This window comes from Microvirga sp. TS319, assembly GCF_041276405.1.
Lineage (GTDB): Bacteria > Pseudomonadota > Alphaproteobacteria > Rhizobiales > Beijerinckiaceae > Microvirga.
In genome coordinates, this window is the sequence record NZ_JBGGGT010000001.1 from 803,037 (window position 1) to 821,896 (window position 18,860).

The window sequence follows — 18,860 nt, forward strand, 5'->3', positions numbered from 1 at the left end:
CGGTTCCCACTTTTCACGTCCGATGCTCTAGAAGGCGACGCGGTCACCGCCCTTGAGTTCGAGGATCTCGCGGGCTTCATCGGGGGTTGCGACCTCGAGGCCCAAGCCCTCGATGATGGTACGGGCCATGCGAACCTGCTGAGCATTGGATTCGGCGAGTTGGCCAGGTCCGGCCCAAAGGGAATCCTCCAGCCCCACGCGCACATTGCCGCCCATGGTGGCAGCCATGGTGATGAGCGGGATCTGGTTGCGTCCGGCAGCCAGGACCGACCAGCGATAGGCGTCTCCGAACAGGCGGTCCGCCGTGCGCTTCATGTGCATGACATCCTCGGGATGGGCTCCGATGCCGCCGAGGATGCCGAAGACGCTTTGGACGAAGAAGGGCGGCCGCACCAATCCCCGATCCACGAAGTGCGCGAGTGTATAGAGATGGCCGATATCGTAGCACTCAACCTCGAAGCGCGTGCCGTTCTCGGACCCTGTGGTCAGGATATGCTCGATATCAAAAAAGGTGTTCTTGAAGACCCGATCCTTGGAGCCTTCGAGGTAGGGACGCTCCCAATCGTGCTTGAACTCCTTGAAGCGGTTCAGCATCGGGTAGAGCCCGAAATTCATCGAGCCCATGTTGAGCGAGGCGACCTCCGGCATGAACGTGGCAGCCGGACGAAGCCTCTCCTCCACACTCATGGTCGGGGCGCCACCCGTGGTGATGTTGATGACGCAATTCGAGCGCTGCTTGATGACCTTGAGGAAAGGTTCGAACCCTTCCGGTGACTGATCGGGCTTTCCTGTCATCGGATCTCGGGCATGGAGATGTACGATGGCTGCGCCCGCCTCTGCTGCTTCAATGGCCGCTTCCGCAATTTGTTCTGGCGTCACCGGAAGGTGCGGCGACATGGATGGGGTGTGGATGGAGCCGGTGACGGCGCAGGTAATGATGACCTTGCGAGGCTTTGCCATGACGTGGATGTCTTTCTTCCCCGGAGCGAAGGCGGATTGACCGATTTCCCATGTCGGCGGGAGGTAGCGGGTATCTCCGCAGAGTGAGCGCGTGTTGCGGCCGTCAGCGGCTGGCGGATGCGGGAAGGCTGGCTTCGATGCCGAGCGTACGGGCCGCGTTGAGTGACACCATCTTGCGGATGTCGTCATCCGAGTATCCCAGGTCCATGCAGAGCTTGATACCCCGACGGATGCCCTCGATGGGATGGATGTTGCCGATCTGGCCGAGATCGGAGCACAGGATTGTGCTGTCGATGCCCGCCGCATCGATATGCTTCCTCAGATCCTCCGGCGCGCATGTCTGGAACTTGTTGCCTTCCAGGAACATGCAGAGAGAGTGCTCGACGGCAGCACCCATAGCGGCAATGCCGCGCACATCCTCAAGTGAGGCGCCGACGATATCCTCGGGATGGGTGAAGATCATGCGCTTCACGCCGCGCTTCTTCGCTTCCTCGAAGATGATCCATGTTTCGCTGGCATGGACATGGCCGCTTGCGAGCGTGAGATCGGTCCTGGCAATCACATCGAGGATTTCCTTCACGTCGTCGCGCACGGCCTTGTTCGCGTCCAACACGGGAATGGCGCTTGCCGGACGGATCTTCTGTGTCGATGCCGGGTGCACCCAGCCTGAGGTCTTCTCCCACTCGAAGTGGTTTTCCGCTGCAAGCGTTGGCAGCCAGACGATCTTGCCGCCCATGGCGGCCGTGTGCTCGACGGCATAGGGATTGAGGCCGCCCACCACGTTGTTGAGCGCGATGCCGGAATAGATCTTAGTGGTGAGTTCCGGATGATGTCTGCTGATCAGAGCTGCCGTCATCACGCCGGAATAGTCGTGATCCTTCGTGACGATCGCGGCAAAGCCCGCAGCCGAAGCATCGCGCGCGAGTTCGAGATGATCGACGCTGCGGGCCGCAATGGAGGGCCCGCTGTGAACGTGAGGGTCGATGGCGCCAACGAGCAGGTCGTCGATCCTTTGTTCAACCGTCTTCTGAGTTGTTGCCGAATCCATGATGAAAATCCTTTGCTTATTCCGGGCGGCTCCGGTTCAAGCCTTGGTGGCGGCGAACTCGGCCAGAACTTTGCTGGCAGCCTGGCGCATCAAGCCTTGATCCGATGAGATGATGAAGCTCGTGGCTCCATATTCCGCGAACGTGGCGGCTTCCGACGCATTGGCGGCCATCATGCAGATGGGCTTTCCCGCCTTCCTGCCGGCGGCGCAGATGCGCTTGACCACATCGAGAATCTCGGGGGAATCCATCGCTGGCGCGCCGAGGGCTACCGTCAGGTCCCCGCGCCCGATGAAGAGTCCGTGAATCCCGTCGACGGAAGCGATCGCCTCGATGTCGTCGAGGGCTTCCGGATCCTCGATCATGGCGATCACCGTGACCTCGGCATCCGCCGCGTCCACATGCTGCCAGATACCCCTGCCGCCGTAGCGGCCGGCGCGGGGTGAATTGGAGAAGCCCCGTTTGCCGCCGCGATACCGGCATGCGGCTGCGATCTCCTGGGCCTTCCGAACCGACGACACATGGGGAACGAGCACACCGGCAGCCCCATCGTCGAGCACGGAGAGAAGGCGCGAGGGGGTAGGTTCCGCAACCCGGACGATTCCGGCCGTGCCGCTGGCGCGGGCGGCAAGGAGCAGCATGTCGATGGTGACGCGATCGAACGGTGCATGCTCCTCGTCGATGACCACAAAGTCAAAGCCGAGATCGCCGAGGATTTCGGTCGTGTGCGTGGTCGGGGTCTTCACGAAGGTGCCGATGAGGCGTTCGCCCGATGAGAGACGCTGCCGGAAGGCAGCGGCGGCAGGGCGATCCTGTGGCGTTGACATGGGGGCGGCGTCTCCCTATGGTGTTTCGGTAGACAGAACGTGGTTTCAATAAACGTTCGCACCGTTGGGCTTGCCAGTCAAGCGCCAGCCGATCTGTTGGCTTGCCGCCTTTCGTGACAGCGTGGGCGGATCACGTAGAACCTCTTGGGAATAAGACGATGCCACGAATTGCGGGTGAGGCGGGTGACGGGGTTCAGGCCGTTGTCCTGACATTGCGGATCCTGGAGCGGTTGGCCGAGGAGGGGAGGCCCATGGGCGTCACCGCCCTTGCTCAGGCTCTCGGAACCACGAAGAGCCGGATCTACCGCCATTTGAGGACCCTGACGCAGGAGGGGTATATCCTGCAATCCTCCGATACGGAGCGTTATCAGGTTGGAGCAAGGCTCGCAGCGCTTGGGCGACTGGCCGGAGACACATTCGACCTCACGAGCGTGGCGGCGAGCACCCTCCGCGAATTGCGGGACACGCTCGGAAATTTCTCGGTCGTATCCCAGGTGGAACCGGAGGGGGTTCGCGTATTGGCGACCCTGCCGGGAAAATCCCCGATTGAGATCGGCGTGAAGCGTGGATCCGTGCTTTCATTCCATGGCTCGGCTCAAGGCAAGGTCGCTCTTGCTTTCGGGGACGAGAGCCTGCGTGCATCCGTGTTTCGGTCGCGCCTCGAGCTTCTGACGCCCAAGACCATCGTCAGTCACGCCGTCCTGCGCAAGGAAATCGAGAAGGTGCGGCGGCAGGGGTGGGCGGTCGCGGCCAACGAGGTGGTCATCGGCCTCAACGCCTTGGCGGCACCCATCTTCAGCGCAGGCGGGGTGCTTGTCGGCACTGTCAGCATCGTCGACTCCATTCAGTTCATCGAAGAGGAGCCGACCCGTGAGCAGACGGAACGTATCGTCGAGGCAGGGCGAAAGATCTCAGCGGCCCTTGGTTTCGTCGAAGGCGATATTCTGCCGGTTGACATGCCCCAGCGGTAACGGCATCGTAGAAAAAATAGAACGTTGTTTTGAACAACGAAACAGGGAGGAAACGCCTATGAACCGTCTCGGCCTTTTCACGGCCTCACTCCTGCTCTCGGCCCTGCCATTGACAGCGTCGGCGCAAGATACGTTCAAGATTGGCTCGTCCGTAGGGCTGACGGGCTACGCGGCGGTGAATGACCGCGCGTGGCGCGACAGCCTTCTGCTGGCCGCCGAGACGCTCAACGCTAAAGGGGGGCTTCTCGGCAAGAAGGTCGAAGTGGTCGTCGAGGACAATCGCTCGGAGCCCCAGGAGGCGGTGGTCGGATATCGCAAGATGATGTCCAACGACGAGGTGCATGTCTTCGACAGCGGCTGCGTCTCCGCAGGCAATTCCGCGGCGGCGGGCTCCGTGGTCCGCGCCAAGGTCCCGATGGTGCTGTGCTCGATCCTGCCCAACCGTCCCGAAGAGCAGAAATGGGCCTTCAGCGTGCTGCCGCCGCCCCGGTTCGAGGTGGAATCGCGCTATCAGTACCTCAAGGACAAGACCGACATCCGCAAGGTCGGCATCCTGCACGATCCCACGCCTTACGCTCTTCTTACGAAGGACCTCGGCGTGAAGATGGCGAAAGACTTCGGCCTCGAGGTGGTCGCCGTCGAGACCTACAACACCAACGATGCGGATCTCAGCGTTCAGATCGGCAAGATCAACGGTGCAGGCGCCGGTGCGATCATCAAGATGGGGCAGGGCGGCTCGACCGTCACCGTAGCCAAGAACATCAGGCAGCTCGGCCTCGACAAGATGCTTCTGATGGCGAGCCTGGATGACGGGGAGACCTTCACGCAGGCCGGTGACATCCTGGGTGAGCGCTTCATGTTCGTTGCGCCCGGCGTGCAGGTGCCGGAATCCATTCCGGAGGGCCCCGCTCGTCAGGCGGCGGAGAACTTCCTCAAGATTTGGCGGGAGAAGCACGGCAATCGCGACGCCAATGCCGCGGGCCGCGCCTGGGATTCGATGATGCTGATCGCGAAGGCGGTCGAGACGGCCAAGTCGACCGATGGCACTGCGATCCGCGGCGCCCTTGAGAAGATCTCCGGCTTCCAGGGAGCATTCGCGTCATTCAACTTCTCGCCCGAGCAGCATAACGGCATCACCGAGAATCCCTTCCGCATCGGTGTGGTGCGCGACAAGAAGCTGGTGGCCAGGTGAGCGGTCTCGCCATGATGCCGGATCGGCCACTGCTCGACGTGCATGACATCTCCGCTCATTACGGCCGTGTTCACGCGCTCAAACCCACCAATCTTCACGTCAAAGAGGGCGAACTCGTCACAATCCTCGGGCCTAACGGCGCAGGGAAATCAACCCTGCTCCGGGCTCTCACCAAGCTGACCGCATCCAAGGGACAGGTTCTGTTCAAGGGTCAGGATATCAGCTCTCTGCCCACTCATGCTCTGGCCCGACTCGGCATCATTATGGTGCAGGAAGGGCGCGGTCTCTTCGGGCAGATGTCCGTCATGGAGAACCTGATCCTGGGCGGCTATACCCTGACCGGGTCCGCGCGTGACGCGGAGCAGCGTCTGGATACGGTGTTCGGGCTTTTCCCGCGACTGCGGGAGCGAACCAGTCAAGTGGCGTCCTCCCTTTCCGGCGGCGAGCAGCAGATGCTCGCCATCGGGCGGGCCCTGATGGCAAACCCGAAGCTCCTCATGCTCGACGAGCCATCGCTCGGCCTTGCGCCCCGTGTCGCCGCCGAGATCATCGAAACCCTCGGGGAGCTCAACCGGCGCGGGCTCGGCATTCTGCTTGTCGAGCAGAAAGCGCCTCTCGCGCTCAAACTGGCCAAGCGCGTCTACGTGATCTCGCTCGGTGAGATCGTTGCGGAACTTTCAGCTCACGAGATTCAATCGCATCATGACCTCGCCCGCTATTACCTCCACTGAGCAAGCGCCTCCGCGCATTCGCGGCAGCTTCGGATTGGCGATGCCCGTCATCGTCGCGGTCGCTGCCATCCTCATTGCCTTCGGGTCCAGCGGCTATCTCGTCACGGTTTTCGGCTTCGCGGCCATTTACGGGATCTTCGTGACCGGCCTGAACTTCTTCATGGGCTACACGGGCCAGGCTTCCTTCGGTCAGAACGCCTTCGCGGCTCTGGGCGGATATACCTCCGCCGTTCTCACCGCCACGCATGGTTTCGAACCCATCGTCGCTCTCTTCCTGGCGATGATCCTGTCCGGCGTCGTGGCACTGGTCGTGGGTTATCCCACGCTGCGACTGCGTGGGCACTATCTCGCCATGGCGACCTTTGCCCTCGGCCTGATCGTGTACGAAATCGCCGTGGAATGGACGAGCCTGACGCAGGGCTATATGGGCTATTCGGGCATCCCGCCCATCGGCATCTTCGGCTACGAACTCACGACAGAGAAGACGCAGCTCATTGCTCTTGTGGCCATTCTTCTCCTGGGTGTGTGGATCTCAAGCCGCCTGCGCCATTCCCGTTTCGGCCGTGCCTTGAGGGCCATTGCGGGCAGCGAGCAAGCGGCAAGCGCTCTCGGAATCAAGGTATCGCGCTACAAGCTCGCGGCCTTCATGGTCGCGGCCCTTTACGCTTCGGTTGCGGGATCCCTGTTCGCCCATTTCGTCGGCTTCATCAGCCCCGAGGTGTTCGGCACGAACATGGTCGTGTTGAGCTTTACGATGCTCTATCTCGGCGGCATTGGAAGCACCTGGGGACCGGTGATTGGCGCCGTGATCGTCTCTCTGCTTCCGGAGGCCCTGCGCGGCCTGAAAGAGCTCCAGGACGTCTTCTACTGCGCCATCCTGATCGCCATCCTCATCTTCCTGCCCAAAGGCCTGACAGGCCTTGTCGGCCTCGTGCAGGATCGTACCGGATGGGGGAGGAAATAGGCATGTCCCTTCTCTCCATCCGCAATGTCACCAAGCGCTTCGGCGGCTTGGTGGCCAACGACTCGATCAGCATCGAGGTACCCGAAGGCATGCTGTTCGCGGTGATCGGCCCGAACGGCGCTGGAAAGACCACGTTGTTCAATATGGTTTCCGGGACCTTCCAACCGACCTCGGGCTCCATCCACTTCGACGGGGAGGAGATCAGCGGCCTTCCTCAGGATCAGGTCGCAGGGCGCGGCCTTATCCGCACCTATCAGCTCGTGCAGCTGTTCAAGGATCTGACAGTAGCCGAAAACGTGCACGTGGGTTCCCACAGGGTTACGAAGGGCGGGATCGTGTCCGCCCTGTTTCATCCAAGATGGATGCGAGAACAGGAGCGCGAGATCGCGCAGGAAGCGCGCAACATCCTCGCATTCGTCGGGCTCGGCGATCGTCATGACGTTCCCGCCGATCAGCTGCCATATGGCCAGCAGCGGCTTCTCGAGGTGGCGCGTGCGCTTGCCGCAAAGCCTCGCATGATCCTGCTCGACGAGCCCGCGGCGGGCCTTAACGTCCATGAGACCGAAGCGCTCGCTGAGGTGATCCGCGCCGTGCATGCTCGCGGCATCACGGTCGTGCTGATCGAGCACGATATGGGCCTCATCATGAAGGTCGCCCAGCGCATTGCCGTTCTCGACTTCGGCAGGAAGATCGCCGAAGGCACGCCGGAGGAGATCCGGTCCCATCCCGATGTGATCGCCGCCTATCTTGGTGGAACGGAGTACGCCAATGTCTGATGCCACCCAACTCATCCAAAGCCTCGTCAACGGCATTGGCGTCGGCCTGATCTACGGCCTCATCGGCATCGGATTCTGCGTCATCTACAACGCAAGCGGCATCGTGAACTTCGCGCAGGGCGTGTTCGTAATGTTGGGCGGCATGATCTGCCACACCCTGCTGACGCGCCTGGGCCTGCCGATTTACCTTGCTGCGTTACTGGCCATCCCGATCACGGCCGGCATCGGCATTCTGATCGAGATCCTCGTCGTGCGCCCCATGTGGAACCGGGGAGCGGCCTTGTTCGCCATCGTGCTTGCGACGCTAGCAACGCAGATCATGATCGAGCGCATCACCATTCTGACGCTCGGGGACCAGCCGCGCAGTTACGATGAGTTCACCTCCGGCGGGCCGCTGAAAATCGGTGACGTCGCAGTCGGATACCAGCTGTTCTGGATCCTGGGCGGCGGCGCCCTCATGGTGACGCTGCTCTGGCTGTTCTTTACCCGCACCCGTACCGGACGCGCCCTGCGGGCCTGTTCGCAAAACCGCGAAGCGGCCGCTCTCCTCGGCATTCCCGTGTCGCGCATGCTGCTGGTTTCCTTCGCCCTGAGCGCCGCGCTGGGTGCCGTGGCCGGCATTCTGGTGACGCCCACGCAGGTGACCGCCTTCAATGTTGGCACACCGTTCGGCGTGAGCGGCTTCATCGCCGCCATCATCGGGGGCTTCGGCAGTGCAACGGGCGCTCTCGCGGGGGGCATCCTGCTGGGTGTGCTCCAAGCAGTCGCCATCGTGCTGTTCGGGGCCGGCCTGAAGAACGTTGCCGCCCTCTCGACCCTGCTGGTGGTCCTGCTTTTCTTCCCGAGCGGAATTTTTGCCGGCCTGAAAAGTCTCAGGAAAGCTGCCTGATCCTATCGCCCACATCATAATCGGGCAGGCCGCGATGGCGTCGGCCCGCCCGCAGTTTCTTCCATGGAGAAGGAAACCATGTACGATAAATCCGACCCTCGCGCCGCGCTCGCGCCTGCACCTGCAGCCGGACCCGTATGGACCGAGTATTCGCCGGCCGATTACAGCCGGTTCTATGAAGTAGAGCCCCAGGAGAGCGGCTCCTGGGGGCGGACCTGGCTGATCCGTGGTCAGAACGGCATCGTGGCCTATTCCGAGGTCGAAGCGGGCGCCCGCTTCGAGCGCAAGGATCAGGCCGACGAGTGGGTGCTGATCCTGCCGGATGCCGGCGTCACGGCCACGATCACGGCCGGCGGCAGCACGAGGACGGTCGACGGCTTTTCGGTCACCTTCATTCCGCCGGGCGACAGCAGCATCGTCGTCAACGACAAGGGCCGCATCGTCCGTCTCTTCACCACGCAATCCCAGGATCTCGTGGCGAAGTGCCCCAACGCTTCGGCTCACAAGACCCGGCATGAGAATATGCCGCCCTTCCAGGCATGGCCCGTGCCACCGGACGGATACCGTATCAGGACCTACAGCCTCGACGTACCCGATGAGCCTGGACGCTTCGGTCGGATCTGGCGCTGCACCACATTCATGGTGAACTATCTCGCGCCTCAGAACGGGCCACGGGACGTCACCAAGCTCTCGCCTCACCACCATGACGAGTTCGAGCAATACTCTCTGGCCATGCAGGGTTCGTTCATTCACCACATGCGGTGGCCCTGGACTTCCAACATGAAGATGTGGCGCCAGGATGAGCATGAGTTCTGCGGAACGCCCTCCGTTGCGGTCATCCCGCCGCCGGCAATCCATACGACGCGCGGCATGGATCCGGGCATCAACCAGCTCGTCGACATCTTCTCGCCACCCCGCATGGATTTCTCCCTGAAGCCGGGTTGGGTGCTGAATGCAGACGATTATCCCATGCCGTAAGCAGTCCCCGCGGGGCGGATTGTCCTATCCGCCGTGCCCCCATTATCGAGGCCTTCGAATGTCTGAACTTCTTGCCACCCGCGTGGGATCCCTTACTCTGAAGAACCCCCTGATCGCGGCACCCGGCGAGCATCTCATTGAGAGCGAAGGTGTCAGGCGAGCCCTGCGTGCCGGCGCAGGTGCCGTCGTCGTCAAATCGACGAACGAGTCGCAAGCGGCCCGTGACCAGCTTCAGCGCGCCGAGTACATGGCTTTCGATGAGCAATGGCGCCCCACCCCATGGGGCCCCTCCGCCTCACCCTCCGCCACCATTGCCTGTCGCTCCGGCTTGTCGCCCAAGTCGTTCGAGCAGTGGCTCGAGGATGCGGCTGTACTCGATCGGGAGGCGAAGGAATACGACGCCTATGCCATTGCGAGCCTGGTGCTCGCCGGTCTCGAGCCTGCGGTCGCGATGGCGCGGCAGATCGAAGAGGCGGGACTTCGCGTGCTCGAATTGAACATCGGTACCCCCTATGCAAGCCAGGCTGCCCGCGGTGCCGTCTCGACCGAGCTCGATCCCGAGCGCGTGCGCATCATCGTGACTGGCGTGCGCGCGGCCGTTCGCATTCCGCTCTTTGTCAAGATTACCGGTCAGAGCGAGCGCGTGCCCGACCTTGCCCGCGCGGCTTTCGAGGCGGGAGCGGACTCCGTCGTCATGGCGGGGCGACTGCTCGGTTTCATCCCCGATCTCGACACCTTCGAGCCCATGCTTGGCACAAGCCTCGGCATAGGCGGATTTTGGAACCTGCCGCTGACCTGCCACTGGTTGGCCGTGTCGCGTGCCGCTCTCGGCGGGGACAAGCCTTTGATCGGAACGAACGGCGCGCAATCCGGTCTCGACATCGCGCGCATGATGCTTGCGGGCGCATCGGCAGTTTCCATGTCATCGCCTGTCATGCTGCGCGGTTTCGAAGTTCTCTCGGATGCTCTGCGGGAATTCGAGCGGTTCTTATCGCATAAGAACGTGAGGGCCGCTGACCTGGTCGGCGTTGCGGCAGACCGTCGTAAGACGTTCGCCGACATGATCCCTCGTCCTGACAGCTGGCGAAACTACGTTCCCGCTTAGGACCACGTATCCATTCTTCTGAGGAGCTATGTCATGAAACACGCCTTACGCGGAGTTGCCCTAGCAGCGGGACTTGTCCTCGGCACGGCTGCGGCACATGCAGAGGCATGGCCGACGCGCCCGGTGACAATGGTGGTGCCGTTCACGGCCGGAACCACGTCGGATGTGCTCGGAAGGGCTCTGGCCGAGCATCTTGGCCGGAAGCTGGGCCAACCGGTGGTGATCGAGAACCGCGGCGGTGCCGGCGGCAACATTGCAGCGGGTGCCGTCGCCAAGGCTCAGCCCGATGGCTACACGATCCTGCTCGCCACGACCGGTCAGGCGGCCACCAACAAGCTGATGTACCGGCAAATCTCATTCGACCCGCAGCAGGACTTCGCACCTGTCGCATTGGTCGGTAAATCTCCCGTCGTCGTGGTGGCGGGCCTTGAGAGCCCCGCCAAGAGCCTGAAGGAAGCGATCGACTACGCCAAGGACAATCCTGAAAAACTCACTGTCGGCTATCCTGGAAACGGCACCCTTGGCCATATCACCGGCGTCCTCTTGCTCCAGCGTACCGGGATCAAAATGAAGCAGGTGCAGTATCGCGGCACGACACAGATCATCACGGACATCATGGGTGGTCATATCGATATCGCCATGGATTCCATGGGCGGCTATGTGCCGAACATCCTCGAGGGCAACATCAAGGCTTTGGCTGTGGCAGGCCACACCCGTTGGCCAAGCCTCCCCGACGTTCCGACCGTCGCGGAGGTAGGTTTGCCTGGCTTCGAGGCCAGCGTCTGGTATGCGCTACTTGCGCCGGCGGGTACGCCCCCGGATATCATTGCCAGGCTCAACGCCGGAACGAACGAGTTTCTCGACACGCCCGAGGGCAAGGCCATGTTCGCCAAGCTCAATATCGAGGGAGCTGGTGGAACCCCGGAGGATCTGAAGGCCTTCATCGATGCGGAAATTCAGAAATGGGCTCCCATCATTAAGAGCGCCGACATCAAGTTCTAGAGCATCGGACGTGAAAAGTGGATTCCACTTTTGGGATCAATTCGATGCTCCGACGATAGAACAGCGTATCGTTCTTGCGAAAAACCGGGGCCACTCTTTCGCACGATGCTCCCTTCTTAAAGAGCGCATCGTCCGGGTGAAAAACCGGATCCACTTTTTCGCACGATGCGCCAGGGGCGCGACGGCGTTCCTTCTTCAAGGCTCAATCCCGGGCGCCGGTGCGATAACTTCGGCAGTGCAACTCGGAGCGGCCATTCGAGGAGCCGTCTTGGTATCTTTCTTCAAGCGCTGCCGCTTTCCGGCCAAGATCATCCTGCTATGCGAGCGCTGGTGCTGCAAGTATCGGATCAGCTATCGCGATCTCGCCGAGATAATGCAGGAAGCCTGGATGACCCGTTCGACGGGCTTCGTTACCCTTTTCTCAAGCGACTGCAACGGTGCCCCCGAAAACCGACGGGAAAGCCACTCCGGGTGCTGAAGTGTGACGGACCCGTCAACGATGAGCGTGTCTGGCGTTTCCTTTCGGCGGCTTGCCGGTCCCGTCCGCTTCCCGCAGACGAGCCTCGATCCAGGCTGCCTCCCGCTTGAGCAGCGGAACCAGTTCGCGCTGGCGCGCTTCGGTCAGACGGGTTTCGGTCGCTGCGATGGAAATCGCCCCGACCGGACGGCCGTCCGACCCGGGAATGGCGACCCCGATCGCCCATGAGTCGGGCAGGACCATGCCGGGATTGAGCGCATAGCCCCTTGCCCTCGTGTCCCGAACAAACCTGCGGAGAGCCGCAGGCGGACAAGCTGGGTACTTCTCGGCGAGCACATCGGCATTGGCTGCCAGGATCTCGTCAATCTCCTTATCCGGAAGGGCGGCGAGCAGCGCCAGGCTTCCGGCTCCAATGCCGAGAGGGTGGCGGTCTCCCGCATGGAGGGCATGAACCCGGATCGGATAGGGACCCTCTTCGCGGTGGACGCAAATGGAATAGACGTCCCGCGGAACCGACAGGAAGGCCGTGTCGCCTGTCTCCTGGCTCAGGCGGATCAGGGACCGGAGCGAGACAGAGTGGATGCCGAAACGGGCGCTCGCCAGGGTTCCAAGAACATAGATCTCGGGGCCCAGGTAATAGCGGCGGCTCTCCAGATCCTGATCGAGGAGCCCCGCCCGCACGAGCGCGAGCAGCATCCGGCGGACGGTCGGTTTCGAGAGACTGCATTGCGCCACGACGTCCGACAGCCTGGCGCCCGAGGCTCCTGCCCGCCCCACCAGGAGAAGCAGCGTCGCGGCCCGGTCAATCGCCTGCGCTCCGCTGGATGCCGCTTCGTCGATTCCCTGCACGGCGATCTTGGCTGAAACAGTCTTGGGGTGTTCCAGCATGTGGACCTCCTAAGGTCGCCAAGATCTCTATTCCTCTAGGGGCGGAATTTTCATTTGACAAGCATCCTGTCAGGGGTCCTCCTTTGAGTGCCAAAGCAAGCGTCCGGTAGTGGCGTGCAAGAAAATACCAAGCGGGTCCGACATATGGACCCGCATCGAGGAAACGTCAGGTCCTGCGGGACCGACCAGGAGGGTTACATGATTCTGTCTCGTCGCCGGCTGCTGACTGTCGGCTCCACTGCTCTCGCCGGCGCCGTTGTCGGAGCGCCGTTCATCGCACGCGCGCAGCAGGCGGAATTCACGTACAAATATGCGAACAATCTGCCCGATACGCACCCGATGAACGCCCGCGCGCGCGAGATGTCCGAGGCGATCAAGAAGGACACGAACGGCCGCGTCGATATCCAGATTTTCCCGAACAGCCAGCTCGGTTCGGATACCGATACCTTGAGCCAGGTGCGCTCGGGCGGCGTCGAGTTCTTCACGCTCTCCGGCCTGATCCTGTCCACGCTCGTACCGGCCGCATCCATCAACGGTGTCGGGTTTGCCTTCCCGGATTACGATACGGTCTGGAAGGCCATGGACGGCGACCTTGGCGCTTATGTCCGGGCCCAGATCGCGAAGGCCAATCTCGTTGCCATGGACAAGATCTGGGACAACGGCTTCCGGCAGACGACTTCGTCGACGAAGCCGATCAACACGCCCGAGGATCTGAAAAGCTTCAAGATCCGCGTGCCTGTGTCTCCGCTCTGGACCTCGATGTACAAGGCCTTCGAGGCGGCTCCCGCGTCGATCAACTTCAATGAGGTCTATTCGTCGCTCCAGACCAAGGTCGTGGAGGGACAAGAGAACCCACTGGCGATCGTCGCGACGGCGAAGCTCTACGAAGTGCAAAAGTACTGCTCGCTCACCAATCATATGTGGGACGGCTTCTGGTTTCTTGCCAATCGCCGTGCATGGGAGCGGCTGCCCGAGGATCTGCGCACCATCGTCGCCAAGCACATCAATGCCGCAGCCGAGAAAGAGCGCGTAGACGTCGCCAAGCTCAATGCGAGCCTGCAGCAGGACATCGCCGGCAAGGGGATGATCTTCAATCAGCCCGATCCCACACCATTCCGAGACAAGCTGCGTCAGGCCGGATTCTATTCCGAATGGAAGGGCAAATACGGCGACGAGGCCTGGGCCATTCTCGAAAAGTCTGTTGGCAAACTGGTGTAGCCGCCATGGCCCGCATCGAGTCTCATCCTGGCGGGGCAAGCCTCGTTGCGGAACGCTCGGCTGTGTCCAACGGACGTTCCTGGCTGGCACTGATCGATGCCGTCCTCGGCGCAGCCGTCGAAATTCCGGTCGCGATCCTTGTCGCGGCCGAGATCGTGATCCTGTTTGCGGGCGTGATCGCGCGCTTTGTCCTGCACCAGCCCCTGGTCTGGTCGGACGAACTCGCGTCTATCCTGTTTCTTTGGCTCGCCATGCTGGGAGCCGTCGTCGCATTCCGACGCAACGAGCATATGCGAATGACGGCGATCGTCAGCCGCACATCACCTGAGACCCGGGCGTTTCTCGATCTGTTCGCGACCGGAGCCGCGCTGGCCTTTCTCCTGCTTATCGCATGGCCGGCATTCGAATACGCCCAGGAAGAAACCTTCATCACGACCCCGGCGCTGGAGATCACCAATGCCTGGCGCGCGGCCGCCCTTCCGGTCGGCATCGGCCTTATGGCGATCTTTGCCCTGCTTAGGTTGTCTCGGGTCGGGTCGATCAGGACGGTTGCGACCGCTATCGCGGCCGTCGCGGCAATCATCGCAGCATTCTGGCTCGCCGAGTCTCTGTTCCGCCAGCTCGGCAATCTGAATCTGGTCGTCTTTTTCGTCGGCGTCGTCGCCATGTCGGTGCTGGCAGGGGTTCCCATCGCCTTCGCGTTCGGGCTCGCGATCTTCGGCTACCTGACGCTGACCACACACACGCCACTCATGGTCCTCGTCGGGCGCATGGACGAAGGCATGTCGCATCTCATCCTGCTCGCCGTGCCGCTCTTCGTCTTTCTCGGCCTTCTGATCGAGATGACCGGAATGGCGCGTGCCATGGTGGCCTTCCTCGCAAGCCTTCTAGGGCATGTCCGGGGCGGGCTCCACTACGTGCTGGTCGGGGCGATGTATCTGGTGTCGGGCATCTCGGGCGCTAAGGCGGCCGACATGGCGGCCGTTGCGCCTGTTCTGTTCCCCGAGATGAAGGCACGCGGCGCCAAGCCTGGCGATCTCGTGGCTCTGCTCTCGGCTACGGGGGCGCAGACGGAGACCATTCCGCCGAGCCTTGTCCTGATCACGATCGGCTCAGTGACGGGCGTCTCGATCGCGGCTCTGTTCACGGGCGGCCTTCTGCCCGGCGTGGTGCTTGCCATCACCCTCTGCCTCGTCGTCTGGTGGCGCTATCGGAACGAGGATCTCAGCCACGTCAAGCGTGCGAGCCGGCGCGAAATCGGACGCGCCTTCGTCGTTGCAGTGCCCGCCATCGCGCTGCCCTTCGTGATCCGCGCCGCTGTAGTGGAGGGGGTCGCGACGGCGACCGAAGTCTCCACGATCGGTATCGTCTATGCCATCGTCATCGGGCTCATCGTGTACCGGCAGTTCGACTGGACGAAGCTGAAACCGATGCTCGTCGATACGGCCTGTCTCTCGGGCGCGATCCTGCTCATTATCGGGACCGCCACAGGAATGGCCTGGGGCCTGACGCAGTCCGGCTTCTCACGCTCGCTCGCAGCATCCATGAGCGGCCTGCCGGGCGGAGCCATCACGTTCATGGCTGTGTCGATTGTCGCCTTTGTCATCCTGGGATCCGTTCTGGAAGGCATTCCAGCCATTGTGCTCTTCGGGCCGCTGCTGTTCCCGATCGCGCGGGCCGTCGGCATCCACGAGGTGCACTACGCGATGGTGGTCATTCTGGCGATGGGCATCGGCTTGTTCGCACCGCCTTTCGGAGTGGGCTATTACGCCGCCTGCGCGATCGGCCGGGTCGAGCCGGCAGAGGGCATGAAGCCGATCCTCGGCTATATGTTCGCGCTCCTAATCGGCACGATCATCGTCGCGGCCGTGCCGTGGATCTCGATCGGCTTCCTCTCGTGAGCCCGTCCTCGGCCACGAGGCCGAGGACATCGCCTGCCGCAATGAGGCCGGACCGCTGGGCGCTCCTGCCAAACTTGGAGACGATGACATGCCACGCGCATCGATCGTGGGTTGGGCCCACACCCCCTTCGGCAGGCTCGAGGCCCCCGATGTCGAAAGCCTGATGGCGGGCGTCTCCGGCGAGGCTCTCGCTCACGCGGGCGTTGGCCCCGAGGACGTGGACGGCATCTATGTCGGGGTCATGAACAACGGCTTCTCGAAGCAGGGCTTCGAAGCGGCCCAGGTTGCGCTGAGCCTGCCCGAACTCGCCCATGTGCCAGCGACGCGGCTGGAGAATGCCTGCGCGACCGGCTCCGCGGCTCTCTATACGGCGCTCGATTTCGTCGAGAGCGGTCGCGGCCGCGTGGCCCTCGTTGTCGGCGCCGAAAAGATGACCGCAAAACCGGTGATCGAGACGAGCGACATCCTTCTGAACGCCTCCTACCGCAAGGAGGAGGGCGACACCGAAGGCGGCTTCGCGGGCGTGTTTGGCCGGATCGCCCAGACCTATTTCCAGCGCTACGGCGACCGCAGCGAGGAACTGGCCCGCATCGCCGCGAAGAACCACAGGAACGGAGTCTCGAATCCGTATGCCCAGATGCGCCGCGATTTCGGCTTCGAGTTCTGCAACGCCGTCTCGGACAAAAACCCCTATGTGGCGGCGCCGCTGCGGCGAACCGACTGCTCGCTTATCTCAGACGGGGCGGCTGCCATTGTGGTGGCGGACGAGGAAACGGCCCAGAAGCTTCAACGCTCGATCGCGTTTCGCACCCGTCAGCACGTCAACGACATCCTTCCCCTGTCGCGGCGCGACCCGACGGCCTTCGCGGGCGCCCGAATGGCCTGGGAGAAGGCGCGGGCGAATGCCGGTGTCACGCTCGACGATCTCGACCTCGTCGAGACGCATGACTGCTTCACCATCGCCGAGCTCATAGAATACGAGGCGATGGGCCTCGTGGCTCCTGGCGAGGGCTACCGCGTGGTGCGGGAAGGCATCGCCGAGAAAGGCGGTCGTCTCCCGGTCAATCCATCCGGAGGATTGAAGTCGAAGGGGCACCCGGTCGGTGCGACCGGCGTGTCGATGCATGTCATGGCCTGCCTTCAGCTCATGAACGAAGCGGGCGATATGCAGATTCCGGCTGCTGCGCTCGCGGGCGTCTTCAACATGGGCGGTGCGGCCGTCGCAAACTACGTTTCCATCCTGGAGCGTCTCAAATGACCGCGACCGTACAGGCCACTCCCGGCGGCGTGACGCCCGTCTCCAAGCGGGTCATGAACCTGGCCAATTTCCTCCATCAGGCAGCACGGCGCCATGGGGAGGAGATTGGCTTCGTCTGGGGCGACATGAATCTGACCTGGGCCGAGCTGGACGGTCGTGTCAATGCCATGGCGGCGGCCCTGGCCGAAGGAGGTGTCAGGAAGGGTGACCGCGTTCTGGTGCAGTCCAAGAACTGCAACCAGATGTTCGAGTCAATGTTCGCCTGCTTCCATCTCGGTGCCGTCTGGGTTCCGACAAATTTTCGCCAGACCCCAGCGGAGGTGGCTTTTCTCGCCCAGTCGAGCGGCGCCTCCGCCATGATCTGCCACTGCGACTTTCCGGAGCACGTTGCGGTCGTGCGTGAGGCCGCTCCCGGCATTCGGCTCGTCATGTCCATCGGCGCCTCCGACTTCGGCCAGGATTACGATGCGCTCGTCGCGCAGCATTCCGGCGAGAGCGTGCCGATGGCAGACGTCCAGCACGATGATCCATGCTGGTTCTTCTTCACCTCGGGCACGACCGGACGGCCCAAGGCCGCTGTTCTCACCCATGGCCAGATGGCCTTCGTGGTGACGAACCACCTCTGCGATCTGATGCCGGGCACCACGCATAAGGATGCCTCCCTGGTGGTGGCCCCCCTGTCTCACGGCGCGGGCGTTCATCAGCTCACGCAGGTCGCACGCGGGGTCAAGACGGTGCTGCTCCCGGGCGACCGGTTCGACGTGGACGAGGCCTGGGCGCTCGTCGAGAAATGGCGGATCACGAACCTGTTCACCGTGCCGACCATCGTCAAGATGCTGACCGAGCATCCCGCGGTGCATGCGCACGACCACTCGTCCCTGCGCTACGTGATCTATGCCGGCGCTCCCATGTACCGGGAGGACCAGAAGCACGCGCTGAAGACGCTGGGAAAGGTGCTCGTCCAGTATTTCGGGCTCGGCGAGGTCACCGGCAATATTACCGTGCTTCCGCCTGCGCTCCATGAGCCGGAGGATGGGCCGGGCGTGAAGGTCGGAACCTGCGGCTACGAGCGCACCGGGATGCAGATCTCGATACAGGATGCAACGGGACGCGTGATGGAGGCAGGGGAGACCGGCGAGATCTGCGTCTGCGGCCCGGCGGTATTCGCGGGCTACTACGACAACCCGGAGGCCAATGCCAAAGCCTTCCGCGACGGCTGGTTCCGGACGGGCGACCTCGGTCACGTGGACCAGGCCGGCTATCTCTACATCACCGGACGCGCTTCTGACATGTACATCTCGGGCGGCTCCAACGTCTATCCGCGGGAGATCGAAGAGAAGATCCTGACGCATGAGGCGGTTGCCGAGGTCGCGATCGTGGGAGTGCCCGATAGGACCTGGGGCGAGGTGGGCGTGGCGGTCTGCATCCTCCGGCCGAAGGCCAGCCTCAGCGAGCGGGAGCTCTTGACGTGGATGGACGGAAAAGTCGCCCGCTACAAGCTTCCGAAGCGCGTGTTCTTCTGGGAGGCGCTTCCCAAATCCGCCTACGGCAAAATCACCAAGAAGGATATCCGGACGGAACTCGAGGCCAGGGGTTGCCTGCCCCTGGACCAACCGACCCAGGTCCTAGCCTAAGCATCGGGATGCATTCTCCAAACTGACACTAGGCCCTTTGCC

18 protein-coding genes are annotated in these 18,860 nt (G+C 62.6%); 14 read left to right on the forward strand and 4 right to left on the reverse strand.

The features are described from left to right. Positions 1-27: 27 nt before the first annotated feature. From AB8841_RS03625 to AB8841_RS03635, 3 genes are all read right to left on the reverse strand, one after another. Positions 28-960 (reverse strand): 3-keto-5-aminohexanoate cleavage protein, encoded by a 933-nt coding sequence (locus AB8841_RS03625; protein WP_370434495.1) that lies wholly within the window; start codon positions 958-960, stop codon positions 28-30. A gap of 103 nt (positions 961-1,063) precedes the next feature. After that, positions 1,064-2,008 carry a DUF6282 family protein gene (locus tag AB8841_RS03630; RefSeq protein ID WP_370434496.1) on the reverse strand — a complete coding sequence of 315 codons (945 nt, stop codon included), beginning with the start codon at positions 2,006-2,008 and terminating at the stop codon, positions 1,064-1,066. Positions 2,009-2,044: 36 nt separating this feature from the next. Beyond that, positions 2,045-2,833, reverse strand: coding sequence for an HpcH/HpaI aldolase/citrate lyase family protein (locus tag AB8841_RS03635; RefSeq protein ID WP_370434497.1), 789 nt, complete (start codon positions 2,831-2,833; stop codon positions 2,045-2,047). Between the two features lie 158 nt (positions 2,834-2,991). Here AB8841_RS03635 and AB8841_RS03640 point away from each other — a divergent pair, with 158 nt between their 5' ends. From AB8841_RS03640 to AB8841_RS03685, 10 genes are all read left to right on the forward strand, one after another. Continuing rightward, on the forward strand, positions 2,992-3,804 hold the full coding sequence (locus tag AB8841_RS03640) for an IclR family transcriptional regulator (RefSeq protein WP_370434498.1): 813 nt from the start codon (positions 2,992-2,994) through the stop codon (positions 3,802-3,804). A gap of 58 nt (positions 3,805-3,862) precedes the next feature. Further along, positions 3,863-4,996: an ABC transporter substrate-binding protein gene (locus AB8841_RS03645; protein ID WP_370434499.1), complete on the forward strand. Its 1,134-nt coding sequence runs from the start codon at positions 3,863-3,865 to the stop codon at positions 4,994-4,996. Next, on the forward strand, positions 4,993-5,727 hold the full coding sequence (locus AB8841_RS03650; RefSeq protein ID WP_370434500.1) for an ABC transporter ATP-binding protein: 735 nt from the start codon (positions 4,993-4,995) through the stop codon (positions 5,725-5,727). The genes AB8841_RS03645 and AB8841_RS03650 overlap by 4 nt, the downstream gene beginning before the upstream one ends. Next, on the forward strand, positions 5,699-6,691 hold the full coding sequence (locus tag AB8841_RS03655) for a branched-chain amino acid ABC transporter permease (RefSeq protein ID WP_370434501.1): 993 nt from the start codon (positions 5,699-5,701) through the stop codon (positions 6,689-6,691). The genes AB8841_RS03650 and AB8841_RS03655 overlap by 29 nt, the downstream gene beginning before the upstream one ends. 2 nt (positions 6,692-6,693) lie before the next feature. Further along, on the forward strand, positions 6,694-7,467 hold the full coding sequence (locus AB8841_RS03660) for an ABC transporter ATP-binding protein (protein ID WP_370434502.1): 774 nt from the start codon (positions 6,694-6,696) through the stop codon (positions 7,465-7,467). Then, positions 7,460-8,356 (forward strand): branched-chain amino acid ABC transporter permease, encoded by an 897-nt coding sequence (locus AB8841_RS03665; RefSeq protein WP_370434503.1) that lies wholly within the window; start codon positions 7,460-7,462, stop codon positions 8,354-8,356. The genes AB8841_RS03660 and AB8841_RS03665 overlap by 8 nt, the downstream gene beginning before the upstream one ends. A gap of 78 nt (positions 8,357-8,434) precedes the next feature. Then, positions 8,435-9,334 carry a hypothetical protein gene (locus AB8841_RS03670; protein WP_370434504.1) on the forward strand — a complete coding sequence of 300 codons (900 nt, stop codon included), beginning with the start codon at positions 8,435-8,437 and terminating at the stop codon, positions 9,332-9,334. Between the two features lie 58 nt (positions 9,335-9,392). Continuing rightward, complete coding sequence (locus tag AB8841_RS03675; RefSeq protein WP_370434505.1) at positions 9,393-10,439, forward strand: hypothetical protein; 1,047 nt, start codon at positions 9,393-9,395, stop codon at positions 10,437-10,439. Positions 10,440-10,472: 33 nt separating this feature from the next. After that, complete coding sequence (locus AB8841_RS03680; RefSeq protein WP_370434506.1) at positions 10,473-11,441, forward strand: Bug family tripartite tricarboxylate transporter substrate binding protein; 969 nt, start codon at positions 10,473-10,475, stop codon at positions 11,439-11,441. Positions 11,442-11,451: 10 nt separating this feature from the next. Then, positions 11,452-11,919: a hypothetical protein gene (locus tag AB8841_RS03685; protein ID WP_370434507.1), complete on the forward strand. Its 468-nt coding sequence runs from the start codon at positions 11,452-11,454 to the stop codon at positions 11,917-11,919. Between the two features lie 15 nt (positions 11,920-11,934). Here AB8841_RS03685 and AB8841_RS03690 read toward each other — a convergent pair whose 3' ends face one another. Further along, entirely contained in the window at positions 11,935-12,807 is an 873-nt protein-coding gene (locus AB8841_RS03690; protein ID WP_370434508.1) for an IclR family transcriptional regulator, read from the reverse strand. Between the two features lie 198 nt (positions 12,808-13,005). Between AB8841_RS03690 and AB8841_RS03695 the strand changes: the two genes are divergently transcribed. The 4 genes from AB8841_RS03695 (at position 13,006) to AB8841_RS03710 (ending at position 18,818) form a co-directional block, all read left to right on the forward strand. After that, positions 13,006-14,025: a TRAP transporter substrate-binding protein gene (locus tag AB8841_RS03695; protein ID WP_370434509.1), complete on the forward strand. Its 1,020-nt coding sequence runs from the start codon at positions 13,006-13,008 to the stop codon at positions 14,023-14,025. A 5-nt stretch (positions 14,026-14,030) separates the two neighbouring features. Continuing rightward, positions 14,031-15,926, forward strand: coding sequence for a TRAP transporter large permease subunit (locus tag AB8841_RS03700; protein ID WP_370434510.1), 1,896 nt, complete (start codon positions 14,031-14,033; stop codon positions 15,924-15,926). A gap of 88 nt (positions 15,927-16,014) precedes the next feature. Beyond that, positions 16,015-17,184: an acetyl-CoA acetyltransferase gene (locus AB8841_RS03705; RefSeq protein ID WP_370434511.1), complete on the forward strand. Its 1,170-nt coding sequence runs from the start codon at positions 16,015-16,017 to the stop codon at positions 17,182-17,184. Further along, positions 17,181-18,818: an acyl-CoA synthetase gene (locus tag AB8841_RS03710; protein WP_370434512.1), complete on the forward strand. Its 1,638-nt coding sequence runs from the start codon at positions 17,181-17,183 to the stop codon at positions 18,816-18,818. The genes AB8841_RS03705 and AB8841_RS03710 overlap by 4 nt, the downstream gene beginning before the upstream one ends. The last annotated feature ends 42 nt before the right edge of the window (positions 18,819-18,860 follow it).